The organism is Azospirillum agricola (assembly GCF_020005195.1).
Classification (GTDB): Bacteria; Pseudomonadota; Alphaproteobacteria; order Azospirillales; family Azospirillaceae; genus Azospirillum; species Azospirillum agricola.
This window is the reverse complement of sequence record NZ_JAIFZR010000004.1, coordinates 289,300-307,577: the sequence shown is the minus strand read 5'-3', so window position 1 is coordinate 307,577 and position 18,278 is coordinate 289,300. Positions and strand designations below refer to the sequence as shown.

At 69.6% G+C, this 18,278-nt stretch carries 15 protein-coding genes; 5 read left to right on the top strand and 10 right to left on the bottom strand.

The window, feature by feature from the left end; genetic code table 11:
• Entirely contained in the window at positions 1-2,457 is a 2,457-nt protein-coding gene (locus JN22_RS10355) for a heavy metal translocating P-type ATPase (protein ID WP_085553861.1), read from the bottom strand.
• Positions 2,458-2,615: 158 nt separating this feature from the next.
• Here JN22_RS10355 and JN22_RS10350 point away from each other — a divergent pair, with 158 nt between their 5' ends.
• Positions 2,616-3,176 carry a hypothetical protein gene (locus tag JN22_RS10350; protein WP_085553860.1) on the top strand — a complete coding sequence of 187 codons (561 nt, stop codon included), beginning with the start codon at positions 2,616-2,618 and terminating at the stop codon, positions 3,174-3,176.
• 96 nt (positions 3,177-3,272) lie between these two features.
• Positions 3,273-3,896: a trimeric intracellular cation channel family protein gene (locus JN22_RS10345; protein ID WP_085553859.1), complete on the top strand. Its 624-nt coding sequence runs from the start codon at positions 3,273-3,275 to the stop codon at positions 3,894-3,896.
• A 512-nt stretch (positions 3,897-4,408) separates the two neighbouring features.
• On the opposite strand, the gene JN22_RS10340 is transcribed toward JN22_RS10345, so the two are convergent.
• Together JN22_RS10340 and JN22_RS10335 are read right to left on the bottom strand one after the other, a co-directional pair.
• The gene (locus JN22_RS10340; protein ID WP_085553857.1) at positions 4,409-5,671 is read right to left on the bottom strand and encodes an ABC transporter substrate-binding protein; all 1,263 of its coding nucleotides are present in this window, start codon (positions 5,669-5,671) and stop codon (positions 4,409-4,411) included.
• A gap of 125 nt (positions 5,672-5,796) precedes the next feature.
• Positions 5,797-7,875, bottom strand: a complete 2,079-nt coding sequence (locus tag JN22_RS10335) for a methyl-accepting chemotaxis protein (protein WP_085553856.1) — start codon at positions 7,873-7,875, stop codon at positions 5,797-5,799.
• 297 nt (positions 7,876-8,172) lie between these two features.
• Here JN22_RS10335 and JN22_RS10330 point away from each other — a divergent pair, with 297 nt between their 5' ends.
• On the top strand, positions 8,173-8,937 hold the full coding sequence (locus tag JN22_RS10330; protein WP_143268255.1) for a metallophosphoesterase: 765 nt from the start codon (positions 8,173-8,175) through the stop codon (positions 8,935-8,937).
• A gap of 20 nt (positions 8,938-8,957) precedes the next feature.
• Here JN22_RS10330 and JN22_RS10325 read toward each other — a convergent pair whose 3' ends face one another.
• The 7 genes from JN22_RS10325 to JN22_RS10295 all read right to left on the bottom strand — a co-directional run bounded on the left by JN22_RS10325 (position 8,958) and on the right by JN22_RS10295 (position 15,962).
• Positions 8,958-9,362 (bottom strand): hypothetical protein, encoded by a 405-nt coding sequence (locus JN22_RS10325; RefSeq protein WP_085553855.1) that lies wholly within the window; start codon positions 9,360-9,362, stop codon positions 8,958-8,960.
• A 199-nt stretch (positions 9,363-9,561) separates the two neighbouring features.
• Positions 9,562-10,050, bottom strand: a complete 489-nt coding sequence (locus JN22_RS10320; protein ID WP_085553854.1) for a YajQ family cyclic di-GMP-binding protein — start codon at positions 10,048-10,050, stop codon at positions 9,562-9,564.
• A 108-nt stretch (positions 10,051-10,158) separates the two neighbouring features.
• The gene (locus JN22_RS10315) at positions 10,159-11,172 is read right to left on the bottom strand and encodes a peptide ABC transporter ATP-binding protein (RefSeq protein ID WP_085553853.1); all 1,014 of its coding nucleotides are present in this window, start codon (positions 11,170-11,172) and stop codon (positions 10,159-10,161) included.
• Complete coding sequence (locus JN22_RS10310; RefSeq protein WP_085553852.1) at positions 11,169-12,173, bottom strand: ABC transporter ATP-binding protein; 1,005 nt, start codon at positions 12,171-12,173, stop codon at positions 11,169-11,171. Before JN22_RS10310 ends, JN22_RS10315 begins: the two co-directional genes overlap by 4 nt.
• Positions 12,174-12,177: 4 nt before the next feature.
• On the bottom strand, positions 12,178-13,128 hold the full coding sequence (locus JN22_RS10305) for an ABC transporter permease subunit (RefSeq protein ID WP_085553851.1): 951 nt from the start codon (positions 13,126-13,128) through the stop codon (positions 12,178-12,180).
• 8 nt (positions 13,129-13,136) lie between these two features.
• Positions 13,137-14,147 (bottom strand): ABC transporter permease subunit, encoded by a 1,011-nt coding sequence (locus JN22_RS10300; protein ID WP_085553850.1) that lies wholly within the window; start codon positions 14,145-14,147, stop codon positions 13,137-13,139.
• A 213-nt stretch (positions 14,148-14,360) separates the two neighbouring features.
• Positions 14,361-15,962 carry an ABC transporter substrate-binding protein gene (locus JN22_RS10295; protein WP_085553849.1) on the bottom strand — a complete coding sequence of 534 codons (1,602 nt, stop codon included), beginning with the start codon at positions 15,960-15,962 and terminating at the stop codon, positions 14,361-14,363.
• 396 nt (positions 15,963-16,358) lie between these two features.
• Between JN22_RS10295 and JN22_RS10290 the strand changes: the two genes are divergently transcribed.
• Positions 16,359-17,318: a DMT family transporter gene (locus tag JN22_RS10290; protein ID WP_223677661.1), complete on the top strand. Its 960-nt coding sequence runs from the start codon at positions 16,359-16,361 to the stop codon at positions 17,316-17,318.
• Between the two features lie 75 nt (positions 17,319-17,393).
• Positions 17,394-18,254 (top strand): ChbG/HpnK family deacetylase, encoded by an 861-nt coding sequence (locus JN22_RS10285; RefSeq protein ID WP_085553847.1) that lies wholly within the window; start codon positions 17,394-17,396, stop codon positions 18,252-18,254.
• Positions 18,255-18,278: the final 24 nt, after the last annotated feature.

The following is an 18,278-nucleotide window of genomic DNA, read 5'->3' as shown; positions in this document are numbered from 1 at the left end:
TCACCCCTCTCCTCCCGTCCTTGGCGCCCAGCCGCGCAGGGTCAGCGCGTTGAGCACGACGCTGACCGAGCTGAGCGCCATCGCCGCCCCCGCCAGCACCGGGCTGAGGTGTCCGGACGCCGCCAGCGGGATGCCGACCACGTTGTAGGCGAAGGCCCAGAACAGCCCCTGGCGGATCTTGGCGTAGGTCCGCCGCGACACGTCGATGGCGCCCGCCACCAGGGCCGGATCGCCGCGCATCAGGGTGACGCCGGCGCTGTGCATCGCCACGTCGGTGCCGGTCGCCATCGCGATGCCGACATCGGCCGCCGCCAGGGCGGGCGCGTCGTTCACGCCGTCGCCGACCATGCCGACGGTCCTGCCTTCGCCCTTCAGCGTCGCCACCACGGCGGCCTTGTCGCCGGGCAGCACCTCGGCGAAGACACGCCCGATCCCCAGCGCGGCGGCGACCGAACGGGCCGCCCCCCAGCCGTCGCCGGTCACCATCACCGGCTCGACCCCCTGCGCCTCGAGCGCCCGCAAGGCCGAGGCCGCCGTCTCCTTCACGGTGTCGCCGAAGGCGATCAGGCCGAGCAGGCGGGCCGCGCCGCTCCCTTCCCCCGTCCCTCCGGTCTCGATCAGCCACGACAGGGTGCGGCCATCCCCTTCCAGCGCCGCCGCGCGCCCGGCCAGCTCCCCGCCGTCCAGGCCGGCCTCCTTGAGGGCGCGCGCGTTGCCCAGCAGCAGTTCCCGCCCCTCCACCCGGCCGGACACGCCGCGCCCGGCCAGCGCCCGGAAATCGGCCGGCCGTTCCGGCGTCAGCCCGGCCTCCACGGCCTGGGCGCGGACGGCGTGGGCGAGCGGGTGCTCGCTGCCCGCCTGCAAGCCGGCGGCGAGGCGCAGCAGGGTCGCGGCGTCGGTGCCCTCCGCCGGGATCAGGTCGGTGACGCGCGGCTTGCCCTCGGTCAGCGTGCCGGTCTTGTCGAAGGCGACGGCGGTCAGGGCGTGCGCCTGCTCCAGCGCCTCGGCGTCCTTGATGAGGATGCCGTGGCGCGCCGCCGCGCCGGTCCCGACCATGATCGCCGTCGGCGTCGCCAGCCCGAGCGCGCAGGGGCAGGCGATGACCAGCACGGAGACGGCGGTGACGATGGCGTGCTCCAGGTCGCCGGTGGCGAACCACCAGCCGGCCAGCGTCAGCGCCGCGACCGCCAGCACCACCGGCACGAAGACCGCGCTGACCTTGTCGACCAGCCGCTGGATCGGCGCCTTCGACGCCTGCGCCCCCTCCACCATGCGGACGATCCGCGCCAGCATCGTCTCGGTGCCGACCGCCGTGGTTTCCACCACCAGCAACCCGTCGACGCCGATCGACCCGCCGGTGACGCGGGCGCCGGGCTCCTTGTCGACCGGCAGGCTCTCGCCGGTCAGCATGGATTCATCGACGCTGCCGGCGCCCTCGACGAGGCGGCCGTCGACCGGGATGCGCTCGCCGGGGCGGACGACGACGAGGTCGCCGACACGGACCCGCTCGACCGGAACCTCGGTCTCGACGCCGTCGCGGCGCAGCCGGGCGGTGGCCGGACGCAGATCCATCAGGGCGCGGATCGCCGCCGCCGTCTGGCCCTTGGCGCGGGCCTCCAGCCATTTGCCGAACAGCACGAAGGTGATGAGGACCGCCGACGCCTCGAAATAGAGATGCGGCGTGTGCCCCGGATGGGCGGTCGCCACCATGTAGACGCTGAGCCCCCAGGCCGCCGAGGTGCCGAGCGCCACCAGCAGATCCATGTTCCCGGCGCCCGCCCGCACGGCGTTCCAGCCGGCCCGGTAGAAGCGCGCGCCCAGCCAGAACTGCACCACGCTGGCCAGCGCCATCTGGACCCAGCCGGGCAGCATCCAGTCGAGCCCCACGAGGTCGCCGGCCATGCCCGCCAGCAGCGGCGCCGACAGGGCCGCCGCGATCAGGACGTGGTTGCGGTCGCGCCGCCCGCGATCCTCGCGGGCCTCGGCCTCGGCCCGCTCGCCGCCGGCCTCGACCGGGGCGGCGCCGTAACCGGCCCGCTCGACCGCCGCGACCAGCGCGGCGGCGTCGGTGCTGCCGGCGAAGGCGACGACATGGGCCCGCTCGGTCGCCAGATTGACGGACGCCGTTTCCACGCCGGGAACCCGCCCCAGCGCCTTCTCGACCCGGCCGGCGCAGGAGGCGCAGGTCATGCCCGACACCGACAGGTCGAACTCCCGCCGCTCCGCCTGGAAGCCGGCGGCCTCGATGGCGGCGGCGGCGGCCCTGGCGTCCGGGGGACCGGAGAAGGCCAGCCGCGCCCGCTCGGTCGCGAGATTCACCGAGACGGACGTCACGCCCGGCACCCGGCCCAGCGCCTTCTCGACCCGCCGCACGCAGGAGGCGCAGGTCATGCCGGACACGCCGATGTCGAGATCGGCGGTCGTCGTGGCGGCGGCGGTGTCCGGTGCGCTGGTCATGCCGGCTCTCCTTCCAGTGGGTTGCTGCCCGTTCGATGCGGCATGTCCAGATATGGAGGTTCCAGCCATTGGAAGGTCAAGGGGTGAAAGCGCGCCTGAACAAAGCGCCGCGGCTGCCGTTCCCTCCGAACCCGCTTCACAACCCCGAGCCGCCCCGAATGACCCGCCTGACCATCGACGAGGCACACGCCCGCGTCTTCCGCTTCCTCACCCAGGACATGGTGGAGGAGCTGCGCGCCGTGGAGTACGAGACGCCGCCGCTGTCCGACGCCCCTTCCCCCGCGCCGCTTCATGAGCTGCGGCGCGCGGCGGTGGAGTTCAGCCACGCCCCCGGCGCGCCCGACTGCATCTACCGCATCCGCGCCTTCGGCGATTCGCTGCTGATGCGGCTGCAACTGAACGTCCGCCGCTTCGTCGCGATCTATCAGGTGCCCGTGTCCGACCCCATCGACAGCAACACCATCGCCCCGCATTTCGAGCGCTGGGCGATCGGCGCCGGGCATGCCGGCTGGATGATCGGCTGGCGCGACGGCACCGACCCCTGGGCTCCCGAGCGGCGGACGGTGGAAACCTACTGCTACGCCATGCTGCCCGAGGATTTCCTCGACGATCCGCTGGCCCAGCTCTATTGGCGCACCGACCTGTTGCAGATGACGCGGGCCTTCATGCTGGAATCGCGGCGCATGGGCATCCGGCTGTCGGCGCCCGACCCGACCTGAGCGGTTCACCGGCGGCCACGGTTTCGCTTGGCGGCGGGCGCCGGCTGTGCTCAGTCTTTGGGCATCCCACGGACCGAGACCAGCGACGACCCGACCATGCACGCCGACCTGACCACCCTGCTCTACGCCATGGATCTGACCGGCGTCTTCGTCTTCGGCCTCAGCGGCGGAACCTTGGCGGTCCGCAAGAAGCTCGACATCTTCGGGGTGATGGTGCTGTCGCTGGCGGCGGCGCTGGCCGGCGGCGTGTGCCGCGACCTGCTGATCGGCGCGGTGCCGCCGGCCTCGCTGCACGACGACCGCTATCTGTGGGCGGCTCTGGCGGCCGGGCTGGTCGCCTTCTTCTTCCACCCGCAGATCAACCGGCTGGGCAAGCCGGTGATGGTGCTGGACGCCGCCGGGCTCGGCCTGTTCGCGGTGGCCGGCTGCGGCAAGGCGCTGGCCTACGGCTTGAGTCCGCTGCCGGCGGCGCTGCTCGGCGTGATGACCGCCTGCGGCGGCGGGGTGGCGCGCGACCTGCTGGTCGCCGAGGTGCCGCGCGTGCTGCGCGAGGAGATCTACGCCATGGCGGCGCTGGTCGGCGCCCTGGTGGTGATCGCCGGCCAGTGGCTCGCGCTGCCGCCGGTGCCGGTGGCGGTGTCCGGGGCGGTGGTGGTGTTCGGCCTGCGCGTGGTCAGCGTGCTGCGCGGCTGGAGCGCGCCCCGCGCGCCGGGAAGCTGACGTTTCGTGCGTTTAACAAGAAACGCACGAAACCTTAGCCTTTTGATGACGAGCGGATTCACGCTCCAAACCGATTCCGGTTTCACGCGATCCGCTCCAGCCTTCCTCCCCTGGGAACAAGGTCCCCCGCACACGGGAACCATTTCCCCCCGGCCCTCTCCCCGGCGCGGAGGGAGAAGCCGTGGCTCGGGAATTTGCCGAAATCTCCGCGCCCGAAGGCCTTTTTCCCTATCATGGAGGCCCCCTTCCGTCGCCCACGGAGCCCCGTCATGCTCCCCGACACCCCCGTCACCCCAATCCCGGCCAGCCGGACGAACCGCGCGGCCAAGCGCGCGCACGCCCCGTCCGGCGACGGGGGAGACGATGGAACACGGAACAGGGCCGGGAAAATGTTCCACGGTGTTTCAAACGTTCCAAACGTTCCATTCCCCGCCCCGCGCGGGCCGGGAGACCGCCTCCGCCGAAGGCGGCCGCCCAGCCTCCCGGAACGGGACGGGAAGAGGAAAAGCGCCTTACGCCCGCTTGCCCCAGCCCGGCGCCGGGAACACCGGGTCGTGCTCGGCCGAGCCCTTCGGCAGCACCACCGTCGGGCGCTGGCCGTGGTTCTGGATGCAGGCCGAGACGAGCTGGGTGTTCTGGCCCTTCGCGTCGAACTTGATCGCCGGACCGACCATCATCTTGTCGGTCAGGTTGGTCTCGCGCAGCGCCGCCAGCAGGCTGGCCGGATCGGCCGAACCGGCGCGCTTGAAGGCGTCGGCGGCGATCAGGATCGCCTCGAAGGTGAAGGCGACGTTGAAGGCGTAGCCCTCGAAGCGGTCGTTGGGGAACTGCTTCTTGAAGGCGGCCTCGACCTTCTTCGTCATCGCCGCCTTGGGATCGTACCAGGGCAGGTTGGTCATGGCGAAGTCGGCGTACTTGCCGAGCACCTTGTAGAACTGCTCGTCGTACAGGCCGGGCGAACCGGGGGAGACGATGCCCTTGGGCTCCCAGCGCTGCTTGACCATCTCGCGCACCAGCATGATGGCGTCGTTGGCGCGCGTGGTGACGATGGCGAGTTCGGCGCCGGTCGCCTTGGCCTTGGCCACCTCGACCGCCAGATCCTGCGCCTTCGGGTCGTAGGAGATCGACTCGATCAGCGTGAAGGGCATGTTCAGCGTCGGGAACAGGGCGTCGAGCGCCTGCTTGTTCGCCATGCCGAAGGTGTCGTTGGCGTGCAGGAAGACCGCCGACTTCGGCGTCGTGCCGGTCGCCGCGAACAGGTCCTTCATCAGCGCCAGCCCGTTCGACACCAGCATGGTCGAGGTCGGGAAGTTGCGGAAGACGGTCTTGAAGCCCTGCTCGGTCAGCCGGTCGGCGGCGGCGATGTTCATCACCAGCGGCACGCCGCGCTGCTCGCAGACCTGGGCGGCGGCGGCGGTCTGGCCGCTGTCGAAGGCGCCGACGATGACGTTGGCGCCGTCGTTGATCAGTTTCTCGGTGCGCGAGCGGGCGACGTCGACGTTCGATTCGGTGTCGGCCGACATCACCTCGACCTTGTAGCCCATCTCGGCGAGCACGGCGGGCGCGATCTCGGCGCCGCGCTGGCAGGCCTGGCCGGCCTGGGCCAGCAGGCCGGAACGCGGCAGCAGCACGCCGACCTTCAGCGTCGTGTTCTGGGCGAAGGCCGGCGCCCGGCCGAAGGCGGCGAGCGCGCCGCCGGCGACGGCGGCCTGCCCGAGCTGGCGGCGGGTGAGCGTGATTCCTCCGGTGGAACGGTTCTTATGGTCGTTGGTCATGGGTGCCACGTTGCCTTTGGTGGGACGGTTCGATCCTGGGGCCGAAGAGTCCACCGGAGCGACCCGTTCTGTCAAAGCGGAATCGCCGTTCCGGCCCGAAGCGCAACAAAATGGCGCCCCCTCCATCAGGCCCGGTGGACGGCGGCGAAGAAGCCGTCCACCTCGGCCGTCAGCGCCTTCGAGCGTTCGGCGACGCCGACCGCCGCCGCCAGCACCTGGGAGGCGGCAACCCCCGTCTCGGCGGCGGCGCCGCGGATGCCGCCCATCGTGTCGCTGACCTCGCAGGAACCGTGCGCCGCCTGCTGGATGTTGCGGACGATCTCCTCGGTCGCGGCCCCCTGCTCCTCGACGGCGGCGGCGATGGTGGCGGTGATGCGGTTGACCTGGGCGATGGTCTCGCCGATGCCCTGCATCGATGTGACGGTGCGGCCGGTCACCGCGCGGATCTCGTCGACCTGGGCGACGATGTCCTCGGTGGCCTTCGCCGTCTGGTTGGCGAGATTCTTGACCTCCTGCGCCACGACGGCGAAGCCCTTGCCGGCCTCGCCCGCCCGCGCCGCCTCGATGGTGGCGTTCAGCGCCAGCAGGTTGGTCTGGGCGGCGATCGACTGGATCAGCGTCACCACGTCGCCGATCCGCTGGGCGCCCTCGGCCAGCGCCGCGACCGTCTCGTTGGTGCGCTCCACGTCGGTGACGGCCGCTCCGGCGATGCGCGCCGATTCATCCACCTGCCGGCCGATGTCGCGGATCGAGGCGGAGAGCTGGTCGGTCGTCGCCGCCACGGTCTGCACGTTTCCGGAGGATTGCTGCGCGGTGGAGGCCACCGAGGCGGCCTGCCCGTTGGTGCGGGCGGCGATGGCGGCCAGCGCCTCGGCCGTCGCCTTCAGCTGCACCGCCGAGGCGGCCAGTTCGCCGGACAGCCCGCCGGCCTTGCCCTCGAACTCCCGCTGGAGGGTCGCCAACGCCGTCGCGCGTTCCTCCCGCGCCCGCCATTCGGCCTTCTGCGCGAGGTCGAGATCGCGGGCGCGGATCAGCCCGCCCTTGAAGACGTCGACCGCCCGCGCCATCGTCCCCGCCTCATCCTCACGGTCGAGCGCCGGGATCGGCGTCGCCAGATCGCCGTCGGCGAGCCGCTTCATCGCCTCGGTCATCGCCGCCAGCGGGCGGGCCAGCCCGCCGCCGATGGCCAGAGCGATCAGCGTGCCGGCGGCGACGCAGACCAGCCCGACCAGCGCCGACAGCAGGGTCAGCCGGTTGGCGTCGGCCATGATGCTGGCCTGCGGGACCGCGACGACGAAGGACCAGACGGCGTCGGTCCGTCCGAAACGGATCGGAGACACCCGCAGGTAATGGCTGCGCCCGGCCAGCTCCGCCTCGCCCTCGTAGACGCGCCCCTCGGCGGCGGCGCGGCGGGCGGCGGCGGGCAGATCGTCACCCGGCTGCGACAGGCGCGCCGCCTCGGGATGGGCGACGTAGTGGCCGGACGCCGACAGCACCGCGACATACCCGTCGCCGTAGGGCTTGGCCGACCGCACGATGTCGGTCAGCCCGGCCAGCGACAGGTCGATGCCGGCGACGCCGATGACCTTTCCGCCATCAACACCGTTTTCGAGCACCGGCATGGCGGCGCTGGTCATCAACTGCTTGGTCAGGTCGTCGAGGTAGGGTTCGGTCACCACCGCCTTCCGCGCGGTGGCGGCGGCCTTGTAATACTCCTTCTCCTGGACCTCGGCGTAGCCGACGCCCTCGCTGTCGTCGGCGCGGGGGCCGCCGGCGGAAGGCAGCCACAGCAGGCTCATGCGCCCCGTGTTCGGCAGCCCGAGAATCTCGTCGCCGCGGGCGGCGAAGTCGGCGTCCCGGCCGTCGAAGCCGTTGTCGGCCATGTCGACCCACACCCCGGCATAGGCCGGGTTTCCGGCGGCGAGCCGTGCCAGATAGCGGTTCACCACGGCGCGGCGCGGGCCGTCCAGGCTGCGCTCGGCGGCGACCAGATCGGCGATGCCGCGCGCGCCGTCCACGGCGGCGGCGATGTCGGCGGCGACGCGGGCGGCCTGATGCTCGGCGATCTCGGAGGTCAGGGCGATGGCCGAGGCCTGCGCGGCCTCGCGCGAGAACCACAGCGACACGCCGGTGATCGCCGTCGCGCCCACCGTCAGCACCGCCACCATCCCGACGACGATCTTCGTCCGCAACCGAAGCTTCATCCAACCCGCCACGACACCGCACCCCGCTGCTTGCAACGACACTTTCATATTTGTGCGATAATCAGTCGCAGTAAATCACAGATCAAGCCTTTGCGTCGTGTTTCAGAAAACAAACGACAATCTGAGGTGGGCCGCCCATCCGGCGCACGGCGACGCCAAGACAGGGATGGAACATCTTCGCCACGATGCGGATTTCCGCTGCGCTTCAGCCACAAGACCCGCACATGGCCTCTTGAGTCTCCAGCAGCCGAACCCCAGTTCTGCACAGGGGGACACGGCAAACGCGGAGGAACACGGGTGTTGAGTTTCGCGCGACGGCTGTGGTCGGAGGCCGAGGCGGCGCCAGCCTCGGTGCCGCAGGGGATGCGGGTGTACGCCGTGGGCGACGTCCATGGCCGCCTCGACCTGCTCGACCAACTGCTGGGCCAGATCGCCCGCGACGCCGAGCAGGCTCCCGACCTGATGAAATACCTCGTCTTCCTCGGCGACTACATCGACCGCGGGCCGCAGTCGGCCCATGTGATCGAACGTCTGGCGACCGGCCTGCCACCGGTCTTCGGCACCGTCTTCCTGCGCGGCAACCACGAGGAGACGATGCTGGCCTTCCTGACCGACATCACGGCCGGGCCGGGCTGGCTGACCTACGGCGGCGACGCCACGCTGGCCAGCTACGGCCTGCCCGCCCCGGCGCCCGACGCCCCGCCGGAGCATCTGCTGGAGGCCCAGCGCCTGCTGAACGCCGCCCTGCCGCCGCACCACCGCAGTTTCCTCGGCGGGCTGCGCAGCCACCTGACCATCGGCGATTATCACTTCGTCCATGCCGGCATCCGCCCCGGCGTGCCGCTCGACCGCCAGGACGACGGGGACCGGCTGTGGATCCGCAACGAGTTCCTGTCCTCGCGCACCAACCACGGGAAGATGGTGGTCCACGGCCACACCATCGCGCCGGAACCGGAGCAGCGTGCCAACCGCATCGGCATCGACACCGGGGCCTACACCACCAACCGCCTCACCGCGCTGGTGCTGGAGGGAACGCAGCGGCGCTTCCTCTGCACGGTGTGACGGGTCGCGCCGTGAGGACTTCAAGCGGCGGTGTTCTGGGTCAGCAGGGTGGTCAGCCAGCGGAAGTTGGAGCCGTCGCCGGCATGGATGGCGCTCTCCACGACCTGAAGCGCGCCCTCGTCGGGGTTCGGCGGCTGGATGTCGGCGGCTTGGCCAGCGCCCTCGGACCCCTCCGCCTGCTGGGCGAACAGGCTGACGGCGCCGACGCCGAGCCGCAGCGCCGGCTGAGCCACGGGCGCCACCGCCGGGCCGTTCGCACCGCCGGCCGATGCCTCGCCGACGCCGTTCAGCGTCTCCAGCATCGCCGCGAACTGGCCGGCCAGCGCCCCCGCCTGCCGGGGCGCGGACGCCCCCTTGCGCTCCAGGACCTCTTCGGCCCGGATCCGCATGGCTTGCGTGGCCTCGCTGTTGGCCATCGTCGACATGGAAACGCCCTTGCGAGCCGCGACGAACCATTCGCCGCGAACCCAGGGGATCAAGCAATTTACGCGCCATCGAACGGACGACGGGAGTCAAGCGGAGCAGCCGTCCTGCGGCAAATCGCCCGGCAGAAATTGCCCAGCGGCCCGGCATAATTTTCCCACACCCCGGCAAGCCCTGCCGGGGTGTGCCCGTCGCGAAGCGTCAGTCCCGGAAGTTCTGGTACTGCAACGGCTGCTCGATGCCCATGCGCTTGACCAGCGCGATGGCCTCTTGCAGATCGTCGCGCTTCTTGCCGGTCACGCGCAGTTCGTCGCCCTGGATGGAGACCTGGACCTTCATCTTGGCGTCCTTGATCCCTTTGACGATGGTCTTCGCCAGATCCTGCGCGATCCCCTGCTTCACCGTCACCTTGTGGCGCAGCGCGTCGCCCGCCGCCCGCTCCGGGGTGGCGGAAAAGTCGAGCGCCGCGGCGTCGAGCTTGCGGCGGGTGACATGGACGCGCAGCAGCTCCTGCATCTGCGCCAGCTTCGGCGCGTCGTCGGCCAGCAGGGTGATGTCGTTCTCGAGCCGCTCGACCGTGCATTTCGACCCCTTGAAGTCGAAGCGGGTCTCGATCTCGCGGCGGACGCCGGCGATGGCGTTGTCGATCTCGTGAATGTCGGTCTCGGACACGATGTCGAACGACGGCATGGCGGCTTTCTCCCTGATTTTTGAATGAGCGAATCCGGCGCACCGTAAAGAAGACGGCCGCCGCACTCAACAGCCGCCTTCCCCGGTCGTTCTCGCCGAACCCGCCCGTCAGTTCATCTGTTCGGCGTAATGGCAGGCGACCAGCCGGTCGTCCACCGGGCGCAGGGCCGGAACCTCCGCCGCGCAGCGCTCGGTGGCGTAGGGGCAGCGCTTGTGGAAGGAGCAGCCCGGCGGCGGGTTCAGCGGCGAGGGAAGCTCGCCCTTCGGCAGCACCCGCTCCAGCCGCAGGGACGGGTTCACCCGCGGCGTCGCCGCCAGCAGGATGCGGGTGTAGGGGTGGCGGGGACGCGCGAAGACCACGTCCTTGGCGCCATGCTCGACCGGCTTGCCGAGATACATCACCATGATGGCGTCGGCGATGTGCCGCACCACGCTGAGGTCGTGCGAGATGAACAGGTAGGCGAGGTTCAGCTCCTCCTGGAGATCCATCATCAGGTTGAGCACCTGCGCCTGGATCGACACGTCGAGCGCCGACACCGGCTCGTCCGCCACCACCACGCGGGGGTTCAGCATCAGGGCGCGGGCGATGGCGATGCGCTGGCGCTGCCCGCCGGAGAACATGTGCGGGTAGCGGTCGACCTGGTCGGGCCGCAGCCCGACCTTGCCCATCATGGCGACGGCGCGGGCGCGCCGCTCCTCCTTGCCCATGTCGGTGTTGATGACCAGCGGCTCGGTCAGGATCGAGCCGACCGTCTTGCGCGGGTTCAGCGAGCCGTAGGGGTTCTGGAAGACCATCTGCACCGTCCGGCGCAGATCCTTCATCTCGGACGCGCTGCGGCCGACGACGTCGCGGCCGTCGTAGCAGAGCACGCCGGCGCTCGGCGGCTCGATCATGGTGACCGAACGGGCGAGCGTCGACTTGCCGCAGCCGGACTCGCCGACCACCGCCAGCGTGCGCCCGGCCTGGAGCTGGAAGGACACGCCGTCCAGCGCCTTGACGGTCGCCATCGGCTTGAAGACGCCGCGTTTGACGGCGTAATACTTGCGCAGGTCCTGCGCCTCCAGGACGACGCCGCGGCCGGCGGCGTGATCGGGGGCGGCCTGCAAAATGTCGGTGTTCATCGGATCGCCCCCTCGGCGGCGGCGAGCCCGCCGGAGTAGGTGTCGGGCAGGGGGTAGAAGCAACGGGCCTTGCCGTTGTCCACGTCGAACAGGGCCGGACGCTCGGCCCGGCAGCGGTCGTCGGCAAAACGGCAGCGCGGGCTGAACAGGCAACCCGACGGCCGGTCGGCGATGCCCGGCACCATACCGGGGATGGTCGGCAGCCGCCGCTTGCCAAGCGCCCGCTCCGGCAGCGCGTCGAGCAGCGCCCCGGTGTAGGGGTGACGCGGCCGCTCGAACAGATCGGCGACCGGCCGCGTCTCCGCCACCTGGCCGGCGTACATCACGACGACGCGCTGGGCGGTCTCCGCCACCACGCCCATGTCGTGGGTGATCAGGATCAGGGCCATGCCCCGCTCCTTCTGGAGACGGACCAGCAGGTCGAGAATCTGCTTCTGGATGGTGACGTCGAGCGCGGTCGTCGGCTCGTCGGCCACCAGCAGGCGCGGGTTGCAGGCAATCGCGATGGCGATCATCACGCGCTGGCTCATGCCGCCCGAAAGCTGGTGCGGGAAGGCCGACAGCCGGGTCTCCGGTGCCGGGATGCCGACCTGCTCCAGCAGGGCGATGGCGCGGTTGCGCAGCGCCTTGCCGGACAGCCCCTCATGCACGCGCAGCGTCTCCATGATCTGGAAGCCGACGGTGAAGCAGGGGTTGAGGCTGGTCATCGGCTCCTGGAAGACCATGGCGACGTCCTTGCCGGTGATCGCCCGGCGCTGGGCCGGCGGCATGGTCAGCAGATCCTTGCCACCGAACATCATGCGGTCGGCGACGACCTTGCCGTTTGATCCCAGCAGGCCCATCACCGCCAGCGACGTCACCGATTTGCCGGAGCCGGACTCGCCGACGATGCCGACGACCTCGCCCTCGTCCACGGTCAGGTCGATCCCGTCCACCGCGCGGAAGGTGCCGGCGCGGGTGGTGAACTCGACCGACAGGTTCTTGATGTCGAGAAGAGGCATGACGTCAACGTTTCAGCTTGGGGTCGAGCGCGTCGCGGAGACCGTCGCCCAACAGATTGAAGGCCAGCACCGTCACCAGGATCGCAACACCGGGCCAGGTGACGACCCAGGGCGCACGCTGGAGGAACTGGAGGGAGGAGGCCAGCATGGTGCCCCATTCCGGGGTCGGCGGCTGCGCGCCCAGGCCGAGGAAGCCCAGCGCGGCGGCGTCGAGAATCGCGGTGGAGAATCCCAGAGTCGCCTGCACGATCAGCGGCGCCAGGCAGTTCGGCAGCACGACGATCAGCATCAGCCGCAGCGGTCCGGCCCCGGCGACGCGCGAGGCGACGACGTAGTCCTTGCCGGTCTCCGCCATCACCGCCGCGCGGGTCAGGCGAGCGTAGTGCGGGATGACGACCACCGACACCGCGATCATCGCGTTGGTCAACCCCGGCCCGAGGATGGCGGCGACCACCACGGCGAGCAGCAGGCTGGGCAGCGCCAGCAGGATGTCCATGAAGCGCATGATCAGCACGTCGGTCATGCCGCCGAAGAAGCCGGCGACCAGACCAAGCCCCAGCCCGATGGCCAGCGACAGGGTGACGACGATCAAGCCGATCATCATCGACAGCCGGGCGCCGAACATCAGGCGCGACAGCATGTCGCGGCCGATGTCGTCGGTGCCGAGGATGAAGCGCCACGTCCCGCCCTCGTACCAGACCGGCGCGGCGAGGATGGCGTCGCGGTACTGGATGTTGGGGTCGTGCGGAGCCAGCAGCTCGGCGAAGACGGCGACGAAGGCGATCACCAGGATCACCACGAGGCCGAGCAGCGCGCCCTTGTTCTGCTTGAAGTGATACCAGAACTCGACCAGCGGATGCGGCGGGCGCGACACCGGCGTGGTGTCGATCGACGTCGCCGGAACCGGCGAGGCCGGATCCGGCGTGGAGGGGGTGGAGGACAGATTCGTGGACATGGCTCGCCTCACCGCGCGTGACGGATGCGGGGGTTGAGGACGCCGTACAGCACGTCCACCAGCAGATTGACCAGGATGACCGAGGTGGCGATCAGCAGCACGCCGCCCTGGAGCGCCGGGTAGTCGCGCCGGCCGATCGATTCGATCAGCCATTTGCCGACGCCGGGCCAGGAGAAGATCGTCTCGGTCAGGATGGCGCCGCCCAACAGCGTGCCGACCTGGAGGCCGATGACCGTCACCACCGGGATCAGCGCGTTGCGCAGCGCGTGCATGCCGATGACGCGGCGGCCGGCCAGCCCCTTGGCGCGGGCGGTGCGGATGTAATCCTCGCCCAGCACCTCCAGCATGGCCGAGCGCGTCATGCGCGCCACCACGGCCAGCGGCACGGTGCCGAGCACGATGGTCGGCAGGATCAGGTGCTGCAACGCCGAGCGGAAGGCGCCGTACTCGCCGGCCAGCAGCGTATCGATCAGCATGAAGCCGGTGGTCGGCTCCACATAGTAGAGCAGGTCGAGCCGGCCCGACACCGGGGTCCAGCCGAGGCCGACCGAGAAGAACAGGATCAGCAGCAGACCCCACCAGAAGATCGGCATCGAGTAGCCGGTCAGGCTGAGCCCCATGACGCCATGGTCGAACATCGAGCCGCGCTTCACCGCCGCCAGGATGCCGGCCGGCAGGCCCACCAGCGTCGCGAACAGCATGGCGGAGAAGGCCAGCTCCAGCGTCGCCGGGAACAGCGTGACGAACTCGTCCAGAACCGGGTTGCGGGTGATCAGCGACAGGCCGAAATCGCCGCTGAGCACGTTCCCGACATAGTCGAGGAACTGCTGCCACAGCGGCAGGTCGAGCCCCATCTCGTGGCGAAGCTGGGCCAGCCGCTCGGGCGCGATGCCGCGTTCGCCGACGCGGACCTCGATGGGGTCGCCGGGAACCAGCCGGATCAGAATGAAGGTTAGAAAGGTGATGCCGAGAAAGGTCGGAATCACCAAGCTCACCCGCGTCAGGATGAAGCGCAGCATCGAAGGATCACTCTTTTAAAAACACGGTCGAAACATCAGGGTCGGCCGGGAAACACCCAAAAAAATGGTGTCCGGCCTGTGCGAAATCCATCATCCCCGCATGGGCGGGGATGATGGTCGGAAAGCTGGAAAACGACCTTGCCTGAACGGCGGCCGTCCAGGCCCGGTTTTAAAAACGCTACCGGGCCTGGACGGGAAACGCCGGCACCAACCTCACTGCTTCAGGTCGACGCCTTCGAAACGATGGATGCCGAAGGAATCCATCTTGTAATCGACGACGTTCTTGCTCAGCCCCATGTGCACCACCGAATGGGCGATGGTGTACCAGGGGGCGTCCTCCTTGAAGATCACCTGGGCCTGCTCATACAGCTTGGTGCGGGCGGCGACGTCGGTGGTGCGCTTGGCCTGGACGACGAGATCGTCGAACTCCTTGTTGCACCACTTGGACAGGTTGCTGCCGCCCGGACGGGCCGCCTCGCAGCCCAGCAGGTTGTACAGGAAATTGTCCGGATCGCCGTTGTCGCCGGTCCAGCCGAGCATGCCCATCTGGTGCTCGCCCTGCTGCATGCGCTTGCGGTACTCGCCCCACTCATACTGGACGATCTTGGCCTTGACGCCGATCTTGGCAAGGTCGGCCTGCATCATCTCGGCGATGCGCTTGGCGTTGGGGTTGTAGGGGCGCTGCACCGGCATCGCCCACAGATCCGTCTCGAAGCCGTTCGGGTAGCCCGCGTCGGCCAGCAGCTTCTTGGCGCGCTCCTGGTCGAAGGGGTAGTCCTCGATCGCCTTGTTGTAGGACCACATGGTCGGCGGAATCGGGTTCTTGGCCGGAACGCCGGCGCTCTGGTAGACGGCGTCGACCATCGCCTTCTTATCCAGCGCCATGCTGATGGCGCGGCGGACGCGCACGTCGTCGAACGGCTTCTTCTGCACGTTGAAGGACAGGTAGCCGACGTTCAGCCCCTCCTGCTCCTGCAGGACGATGGAGCTGTCCTTCTTCATCGCGTCCAGATCGGCCGGGTTCGGGTACGGCATGATCTGGCACTCGTTCGCCTTCAGCTTGGCGTAACGGACGGCCGCGTCGGGCGTGATGGCGAAGACGAGGTTGTCGAGCGGCTGGCGCCCGCCCCAGTAATTCTCGAACGCCTTGTAGCGGATCACCGCGTCCTTCTGGTAGGCGACGAACTGGAAGGGGCCGGTCCCGATCGGAATCTGGTCCAGCTTCTCCGGCGTGCCCTTCTTCAGGAGCTGCTCGGCATATTCGGCCGACATGATCGGCGCGAAGGGCATGGCGAGGTTGGCGAGGAAGGGAGCCTCGACCGCGTTCAGCGTGAACTTCACGGTCAGGTCGTCGACCTTCTCGATCGACTTCAACAGCTTCGGCATCGCCATGTCGCCGAAGTAGTCGTACGCGCCGCCCGACACCTTGTGGTACGGGTGGTCCGCCTTCCACTGGCGATTGAACGAGAACAGCACGTCGTCGGCGTTGGCGTCGCGGGTCGGCTTGAAATCGTTGCTGCTGTGCCACTTGGCGCCGGCGCGCAGCTTGAAGGTGTAGGTCAGACCGTCTTCGGAGACCGTCCAGGACTCGGCGAGGCCGGGGACGACCTTGGTACCGCCCCGCTCGAACTGGACGAGGTTGTTGTAGACCGGCAGCGACACGTCGAAGCTGGTGCCCGTCGTGTTCAGCATGGGGTTGAAGTTTTCGGGGCTACCCTCGGAGCAGTAGACAAGGGTCTTCGCGGCCTGGGCCGGCGCCGCGAGCGCCAGCGCCGCGGCCATACCAAGCCCGGCACCCAACAGGATGCGCTTCATTCTTCTAGCCTCCCGATTCCGGTTGAAGCGATCGAAATTCGCCAAATCGCCTTTGAGTTCCGGGGTATTTGGCTCGTGCCCGAGGCAACTGTCAACGTGAACATGCATACGTCGCTACTCTACCCTACGGCGCATTTTTCCGGGCTCCAGGACGATGTTTTCATACGCTTTTCGGGCAGCATTCGGCAACAGTTGCCAAGTTGAAAATTCCGTTTACCCAACGGACAGACGGTTGACGCGCCGAATCCGGTTTTCCGCTCCCTTGAAAGGGCCGCCGACAAGGGCGGCAGCCATGCGAACCCGCCCTACTCGGCCCCGTGGTGGACCATGCTAGGGTTGGTTGCAGCGGGCCGCGACGACGCGCCGCACCCCCTCCACCACGCTCCGCCCCGCTTCATGGCTTCCGCTCCGCGCTCGAACCCGCTGTCCATCTATGGCCTGTATCTGGTGGGTTCCGCCCTGCTGGCGTCGAATCCCGTGCTGGGGCGGGCGCTCGCCCATGTGGTGCCACCGGTCGGTCTGACCTTCTGGCGCTGGGCGCTGGCCTTCCTCATCATCCTGCCCTTCGCCCTGCCGGGGCTGCTGGCACACCGCCACCGGCTGCTCGCCGACTGGCGGCGCTTCCTCATGCTGGGGGTTCTCGGGCAGGGCATCTCGGGCGCCGTCGTCTATTACGGCCTTGCCCACACCGGCGCCACCAACGCCAGCCTGATCTACGCCACCAGCCCGGTGATGGTGCTGGCGATCGCCGCGGTCTGGCTGGGCGAGGCGATCCGCCCGCGGCAGGTCGCCGGCATCCTGGTGGCGATGGCCGGCGTGCTGGTGATCCTGACGCGCGGCGATCTCAACGCCCTGCTGCACCTGTCCTTCAACATCGGCGACCTCCAGGTGCTGACCGGCGCCATCTCCTGGTCGGTCTTCACCATCCTGCTGCGCCAGAGCCGCGGCGGCCCGCTGCCGGTGATGACCAGCTTCGCAGCCAACGCCCTGGCCGGCGTGCTGGTGCTGACGCCCTTCTACGCGTGGGAGACGCTGGCGGTGCGGCCGGTGCCCTTCACCGTTCACACCATGCTGTCGATCGGCAGCGTGGCTCTGTTCGCCTCGGTCCTCGCCTTCATCGCCTACCAGAGGACCATCGCCCTGATGGGAGCGGCGCAGGCCTCCACGGCGCTCTACCTGTCGCCGCTGTGGGCCGCGCTGGGCTCCTGGCTGCTGCTGGGCGAGGGGCTGGAGCCCTTCCATCTGGCCGGCGTCCTGCTGGTGCTGCCGGGCGTGGCGCTGGCCACCCTGCCCGCGAGGCCGGGCGCCCCGGCGCCGGAGGCGGCCGCCGACCGCGCCTGCACCGACCGGATCTAGACAAGCCGCGCTTGATCGGGCAGGACCGCCCGGCCATCTTGGCGAGGCATCCGCCATGCCTGACGAGCCGGACCCATGACCATCCCGATCCTGCTGTGCGCCGACGATTACGGACTGGCGCCGGGCGTCAACGCCGCCATCCGCGAACTGATCGCCCTGGACCGGCTGACCGCCACCTCGGTCATGAGCCTCTGCCCCTTCTGGGCTCCGGGCGCCGCCCCCCTGCGCGAGCTGGCCGGGAAGGCCGACGTCGGGCTGCATTTCACGCTGACCGACCAGCCTCCGCTCGGCCCGATGCCGCGACTGGCCCGCGACGGCCGCCTGCCGCCGCTCGGCCGGCTGATGGCGCTCGCCTATGGCGGCCGGCTCGACGCTGCCGAAATCCACGACGAGCTTGCGCGCCAGCTCGACGCCTTCGCCAAGGCCTGGGGCGGCCCGCCCGCCTACATCGACGGCCACCAGCACATCCACCAGTTGCCGACGGTGCGCGAGGCGGTCGCCGACGCCCTGGCCGCCCTGCCCGGCGCCTATGTCCGGCTGTGCAGCGAGCCGGCCGCCGCCGTCCTGCGGCGTGGCGTGGCGGTGCCCAAGGCGCTGCTGATCGGGGGCCTGGGCGGCGGCCTCGCCCGGCTGGCGCGGGAACGCGGCATTCCAGCCAACAACCGTTTCTCCGGAGTCTACGACTTCGCCACCGCCACCCCCTTCGCCGAGCTGCTGCCACGCTTCCTCGACACGCCCGGACACCGGCCGGACGACCGCCCGCTGGTCATGGTGCATCCCGGCATTCCCGACGAGGATCTGCGCCGCGTCGACAGCCTCGTCGAACCCCGACGTGCCGAACACGCCTATCTCAAAGGCCCGGCCTTTGCCGACCTGCTGGACCAGTGCGGCCTGCGGCTGGTCCGTTTCGCTGGATTCGCAAACATTCCGACTTGACGCCTTTCCGGTTTCTTTCCTACC

Excerpts from the sequence above, each read along its gene's own strand:
- JN22_RS10355 (WP_085553861.1), bottom strand. The coding sequence starts at position 2,457 with ATGACCAGCGCACCGGACACCGCCGCCGCCACGACGACCGCCGATCTC.
- JN22_RS10350 (WP_085553860.1), top strand. The coding sequence starts at position 2,616 with ATGACCCGCCTGACCATCGACGAGGCACACGCCCGCGTCTTCCGCTTC.
- JN22_RS10345 (WP_085553859.1), top strand. The coding sequence starts at position 3,273 with ATGCACGCCGACCTGACCACCCTGCTCTACGCCATGGATCTGACCGGC.
- JN22_RS10340 (WP_085553857.1), bottom strand. The coding sequence starts at position 5,671 with ATGACCAACGACCATAAGAACCGTTCCACCGGAGGAATCACGCTCACC.
- JN22_RS10335 (WP_085553856.1), bottom strand. The coding sequence starts at position 7,875 with ATGAAGCTTCGGTTGCGGACGAAGATCGTCGTCGGGATGGTGGCGGTG.
- JN22_RS10325 (WP_085553855.1), bottom strand. The coding sequence starts at position 9,362 with ATGTCGACGATGGCCAACAGCGAGGCCACGCAAGCCATGCGGATCCGG.
- JN22_RS10320 (WP_085553854.1), bottom strand. The coding sequence starts at position 10,050 with ATGCCGTCGTTCGACATCGTGTCCGAGACCGACATTCACGAGATCGAC.
- JN22_RS10315 (WP_085553853.1), bottom strand. The coding sequence starts at position 11,172 with ATGAACACCGACATTTTGCAGGCCGCCCCCGATCACGCCGCCGGCCGC.
- JN22_RS10310 (WP_085553852.1), bottom strand. The coding sequence starts at position 12,173 with ATGCCTCTTCTCGACATCAAGAACCTGTCGGTCGAGTTCACCACCCGC.
- JN22_RS10305 (WP_085553851.1), bottom strand. The coding sequence starts at position 13,128 with ATGTCCACGAATCTGTCCTCCACCCCCTCCACGCCGGATCCGGCCTCG.
- JN22_RS10300 (WP_085553850.1), bottom strand. The coding sequence starts at position 14,147 with ATGCTGCGCTTCATCCTGACGCGGGTGAGCTTGGTGATTCCGACCTTT.
- JN22_RS10295 (WP_085553849.1), bottom strand. The coding sequence starts at position 15,962 with ATGAAGCGCATCCTGTTGGGTGCCGGGCTTGGTATGGCCGCGGCGCTG.
- JN22_RS10290 (WP_223677661.1), top strand. The coding sequence starts at position 16,359 with ATGGCTTCCGCTCCGCGCTCGAACCCGCTGTCCATCTATGGCCTGTAT.
- JN22_RS10285 (WP_085553847.1), top strand. The coding sequence starts at position 17,394 with ATGACCATCCCGATCCTGCTGTGCGCCGACGATTACGGACTGGCGCCG.